We start from the raw sequence: 5254 nt of genomic DNA, 5'->3' as shown, positions 1-5254 counted from the left end.
CGACGCGGGGTCGCCGATCCGGGGGAACGCGGCCGCGAGCGCTGCGGTGTAGGGGTGGCGCGGCGCCGTCGCGACCTGCTCGCTCGGCCCCTCCTCGAGCACGACGCCGTCGCGCATGACGGCGATGCGCTCGCAGGCGGTGCGCAGCACGGACAGGTCGTGGCTGATGAAGATCAGCGAGAGGCCGCGCTCGCGCACCAGACCCGACAGCAACTCGAGCACCTGCGCCTGCACCACGACGTCGAGGGCCGTGGTCGGCTCGTCGGCGATGATCATCTCCGGGTCGCAGGCGAGCGCCATGGCGATCATCGCGCGCTGCCGCTGGCCGCCGGACAGCTCGTGCGGGAACGACGACGCCTTCGCCTGCGGCAGGTCCACGTCGCGCAGGAGCCGGTGCACCCGGGCCTTGCGTGCCTTCTCGGTGCGGTAGTCGTCCTTGACGTGCAGCTCGAGGGCCTCCTCGATCTGCGCGCCGATCCGCCGGACCGGGTTGAGCGAGTGCATGGCGCCCTGGAAGACCACGGCCGCCTCGCTCCACCGCAGCGCCCGCAGCCTGCCCCACGACAGCCCCAGGACGTCCTCGCCGTCGAGCAGCACCTGGCCCTCGACCCGCGCGCTCTTGGGCAGCAGCCGCAGGATGGACATGGCCAGCGTGGACTTGCCGGAGCCCGACTCGCCGGCGATGCCGAGCGTGCCGCCTTCGGGCAGCGTGAGGCTCACTCCGCGCACCGCCTGGACGTCACCGCGCGAGGTGTCGATGCGGGAGGCGTAGGTGATGGAGACGTCCTCCAGGATCAGCTCGGGCATCAGCGCTCCCGCAGGCTCGGGTTGATGACGGCCTCGAAGGCGCGACCGACGAGGGTGAAGGCCAGCACCACGATGACGATGGCGACACCCGGCGGCAGGATGAACCACCAGAAGCCGCCGGTCGCGGCACCGGAGTCGAGGGCCAGCTTGAGCATGGTCCCCCACGACTGCTTGCTGGTGTCACCGAGGCCGAGGAAGGACAAGGTGGCCTCCGCGATGATCGCCGAGCCGACGGTCAGGGTGGTGTTGGCCATGACCAGGGGCATGACCGCCGGCAGCACGTGCTTGCGTATGACGTGTCCGTGCCCCGCCCCGAGGGCCCACGCCCGTTCGATGTACGGCCGGGCGTCGACGGTGAGCGTCTGCGACCGGACGACGCGGGCGGTGCCGGCCCAGCTGGTGATGCCGATCGCGAGGATGACGGTCCAGACGCTGCGGCTCAGCACGGACGCCAGCACGATCGCGAGGACGAGCGACGGCAGGACGAGGAAGAAGTCGATGACCCGCATCAGGGCGGCGCCGGTCCACCCACCGAAGTGACCGGCCGCCATACCGACGGTCGTGCCGATCACCATCGAGATGACGGTGGCGACCACGCCGACGAGCAGCGACACCCGTGCGCCCCACAGGAGCACCACCAGGACGGACCGGCCGGAGGGGTCGGTGCCGAGCGGGAACTGCCAGGTCGGCGGGTGGTTGATCGGGTTGTCGAGCAGCTGGGTGACGTCCAGCAGCCGGTCCGGCGCGATGACCGGGGCGAGCAGGGCCAGCGCCACCACCACGAGCAGGATGACCAGTCCGGCGACGCCACTGCGGCTGCGCCGGAACTCACGCCACACCTGCGCCATCCGGGCCCGGCGGCGGGCGGAGGTGACGTTGCGCGGTGCGCGCTGTGTCCGGTTGGACGAACTGGTGCTCACAGCGCACGCACCCGAGGGTCGAGGAAGCGGTAGATGAGGTCGGCGATCAGGTTCATCAGGATCACGATGGCGGAGAAGACGACGAAGGTGCCCTGCAGCAGCGGCAGGTCCGGACCGTCGAGGGCGGAGTAGGTGAGCCAGCCGAGTCCCGGCCAGGAGAACACCGTCTCGGTGGTGACGGCGCCGGCGATGAGCCCGCCCAGGTGCAGGAACACCAGAGTCACGGTCGGCAGCAGGGCGTTGGGCACCGCGTGCCGGCGGCGCACGAGGTCCTCGCGCAGGCCCTTGGCGCGGGCGGTCACCAGGTAGGGGGCGTCCATCTCCTCGATCAACGAGGCGCGCATCACCAGGAGGTACTGCGCATAGGTGACCGCGACCATGGTGATCACCGGGAGGACGAGGTGCTGGGCGACGTCCAGGACGTGTGCGAGCCCGGTGGAGCCGTCCCCGCTGTCGTAGCCACCGGGCGGCAGGATCTGCAGCCAGCCGGCGAAGACCAGCAGCAGGATCAGACCCAGCCAGAAGGTCGGCACCGACCACAGGATCAACGCGGTCGCGGTGTGGGTGCGGTCGAACCAGCTGCCACGCGCCCAGGCGGCCTTCTGCCCCACCCACAGGCCGAGGACGATCGCGACGAAGGCCGCGATGCTGGTGAGCAGGAGCGTCGGACCGAGGTGGTCCATGATCAGGTCGGACACCGGCCGCTTGTAGACGTAGGAGGTGCCGAGCTTGCCCTGCGGCAGGTCCTTCAGGTAGATCCAGAACTGCTGGAGCACCGACTTGTCGAGTCCCAGCTGGTGCTTCATGGCGGCCAGCTGCTCGGCGGACATGACCCGGCCGCGGGTCATGGTGCGCACCGGGTCGCCCGGCAGGATGCGGAAGGCGAAGAAGCCGAGCAGCACCACCATGACCATGCTGACGACGGCGCCACCGACCTTGCGCGCGGCGAACTGGCCGAACGACGACCCGACCCGTGCGTCCCGGTCGCCTTCGAGCGGTTCGACCGCGTCGACGGCGTCGGAGTCGATCAGGGTGTTGGACATGCGATCTCGTTCCTCGGGAGGCGCGGGCCAGGCCGCGGACACGCCGGCAGGCACGAGGCATCGGTCGCCCCGCGCCTGCTGGCGTCGGTCACTCGCGGTCGTCGGCGGGCTTCTTCTTCTTGCTGGCGAGGAAGCCGCCACCACCGAGCACCACGACCGCTGCGGCGATGATGCCCGCCCAGGCGCCGCCGCCCATGCCGCCACCGTCGTCGTTGCCGGCGCTGCCGGTGGGGTTGCTGGCGCTCTCGGCCTTCTTGACGTCCTGCGCGTTCGCGGGGTGGGCGCCCCAGACCGCCCAGTAGCCGGACTGCCCGGTGAGCATGCCGCCCTTCTTGGGCATCTTGATCATGCCGGCCACGTGGTCAGAGCGGTAGGCCTCGAGGCTGTCGCCGTACCAGAAGTCGATCGAGGGAGCCGCGTTGTAGTGCATCGCGAGCATCTTCTGCACGATCTGCTCACGCTTGCCCTGGTCGAGCTCGGCGTGCTGCTCCTCGTAGAGCTTGTCGAACTTCTTGTCGCACCAGAAGTCCATGCTGGTGCCGCCCTCGCCGTTCGGCTTGACCGGCAGCGCGCTGCAGGTGTTGATGCCGAGCTGGAAGTCGGGGTCGGACCCGAGGCTCCAGCCGGTGAAGTACATGTCGTAGTTGGCCTTCTGCAGGTCGACCGAGATCGCGTCACCGTCGGACATCTGCAGGTCGACCTTGATCCCGATCTTCTTCAGCCACGGCATGATGTAGTCGGCCATCTGCTTGTCGGTGGAGTCGGAGTTGTCCCCCAGCAGGCGCAGCACGATCGGCTTGCCGTCCTTGCCCAGCCGGATGCCGTCCGGGCCCTTCTTGTAGCCGGCCTGGTCGAGCGCGGCGTTTGCGGCGTCGGGCTCATAGGTCGCCAGCTTCGACTTGTCCGGGTGCCAGTGCCACTGCGGGAAGACGGCCGGCACGAACGAGGTGGCGAGCGTGCCGTGTCCCTGCAGCATCTTGTCCATCAGGGCCGGGATGTTGATCGCCTGCCGGATGGCGCGGCGGACCACCGGGTCCTTGAGGACCGGGTTGCCGTCACCCATCGGGGTGCCGTCCTTGGTGGTCGCCCCCGGGTTGAGTCCGAGGCCGGTGAAGCGACGGCCGCTACCGGAGTTGACCGTTACGCCCTTGGCATCCTTCAGCGCGTCGAACTGCGGCACCTCCAGGCCGCCGATCAGGTCGATGGTGCCGGCCTTGAGACCCTGCACCGCGGCGTCGCCGTTCTTGAAGTTGACATAGGTGACGCCGTCCATCTTCGGCTTGCCCCGCCAGAAGTTCGGGTTGGGCTTGAGCACCACCTGCTGGCTGGGCTTGTAGGACTCCAGCACATAGGGACCCGAACCCACGACGTCCTTGGAGTTGTCGAACTTGGCCGGGTTCTTCAGCTTGCTCCACACGTGCTTGGGCACGACCGGGATCTCGATGCCCGGGTTGACCGCTGTGCCCTCCTTCATCGTGATGACGAGGGTGTCCGGGTCCGGGGCCGAGACCTTGGCGAAGTTGGTCACCAGCGAGCCGTTGGCCTGCGACATGGCCTCGTTGGTCATCATCTGCGTGTAGGTCCACTGCGGGTCCGCAGAGGTGATCGGCTGGCCGTCGGACCACTTCATGCCCGGACGGATGTGGAAGGTCCAGGTCTTGCCGTCCTTGCTGGTGTCCCAGCTCTCCGCGAGGCCCGGGATCGGGGAGCCGTCCTTGGCGGAGTACTGCACGAGGTTCTCGTAGACCATCCGGTTGATGCCGGTTGGCGTGAGGTAGATCGAGACGAAGGGGTTGAAGGTGTCGATCGTCGAGCTGTAGGCGACCTTGAGGATGTGCTTGCCACCCTCGTCGACCGCCGACGCGGTGGAGGCGAGGGCCGGCACTCCCGCCAGGGCAAGGACCGCCGATGCGGTCGCCGTGGCGGCGATGGGACGGACACCTCGGTGGGCGGGGGACCTCATGTGCGTGCTCCTTCACAGGGTGGGGACCGGTCCGGAAGGAGGCGGATGCGGGCACCCCGACACTCCACGGCCGATTCGGACAACCAATCACCGTGCCGCCCAGATGTCAACGAGTTTCGATCAGTGGTTATCAAACGGCAATAACCTCCACGCGGTCGCCGCTCGCCGAGGTTGCGCACCACGGGCAGACTGTCCGCATGAAGATCGCGCTGTTCGTGACCTGCCTCGGCGACGTGCTGTTCCCCGACGTAGGCAAGGCGACCGTGCGGGTGCTCGAGCGGCTGGGGCACGAGGTCGTCTTCCCCACCGACCAGACCTGCTGCGGGCAGATGCACGTCAACACCGGCTACCAACAGGACGCGCTCGGACTGGTCCGTCACCACGTGGACGTCTTCGAGCAGGCGATCGCCGACGGCGTCGAGGCGATCGTGGCGCCGTCGGGATCGTGCGTGGGATCGGTGCGGCACCAGCACGCGGTGGTGGCCGAGCGGGCCGGTGACGAGCGGCTCGCGGCCCGCGCG

General features: G+C 68.9%; 5 protein-coding genes. 1 reads left to right on the top strand and 4 read right to left on the bottom strand.

What is annotated here, in order from left to right; all coding sequences use genetic code 11:
• The 4 genes from FRW57_RS16760 to FRW57_RS16750 all read right to left on the bottom strand — a co-directional run.
• Window positions 1–807: ABC transporter ATP-binding protein (locus FRW57_RS16760; protein WP_152186528.1), on the bottom strand; the 807-nt coding region annotated here is incomplete at its 3' end.
• On the bottom strand, window positions 807–1727 hold the full coding sequence (locus tag FRW57_RS24130) for an ABC transporter permease (protein WP_338016644.1): 921 nt from the start codon (window positions 1725–1727) through the stop codon (window positions 807–809). The genes FRW57_RS24130 and FRW57_RS16760, both read right to left, overlap by 1 nt.
• Window positions 1724–2770: an ABC transporter permease gene (locus FRW57_RS24125; protein ID WP_203230379.1), complete on the bottom strand. Its 1047-nt coding sequence runs from the start codon at window positions 2768–2770 to the stop codon at window positions 1724–1726. Before FRW57_RS24125 ends, FRW57_RS24130 begins: the two co-directional genes overlap by 4 nt.
• Window positions 2771–2858: 88 nt before the next feature.
• The gene (locus tag FRW57_RS16750) at window positions 2859–4733 is read right to left on the bottom strand and encodes an ABC transporter substrate-binding protein (protein ID WP_137121367.1); all 1875 of its coding nucleotides are present in this window, start codon (window positions 4731–4733) and stop codon (window positions 2859–2861) included.
• 197 nt (window positions 4734–4930) lie between these two features.
• On the opposite strand from FRW57_RS16750, the gene FRW57_RS16745 reads away from it, so the two are divergent.
• Window positions 4931–5254 (top strand): heterodisulfide reductase-related iron-sulfur binding cluster (locus FRW57_RS16745; protein WP_238999469.1); only part of this gene is annotated, 324 nt, incomplete at its 3' end.

The sequence above is a fragment of the Segeticoccus rhizosphaerae genome, from assembly GCF_009192725.1.
In the GTDB taxonomy this organism is placed as follows: Bacteria; Actinomycetota; Actinomycetes; order Actinomycetales; family Dermatophilaceae; genus Segeticoccus; species Segeticoccus rhizosphaerae.
This window is presented reverse-complemented; position numbering and strand designations above follow the sequence as displayed.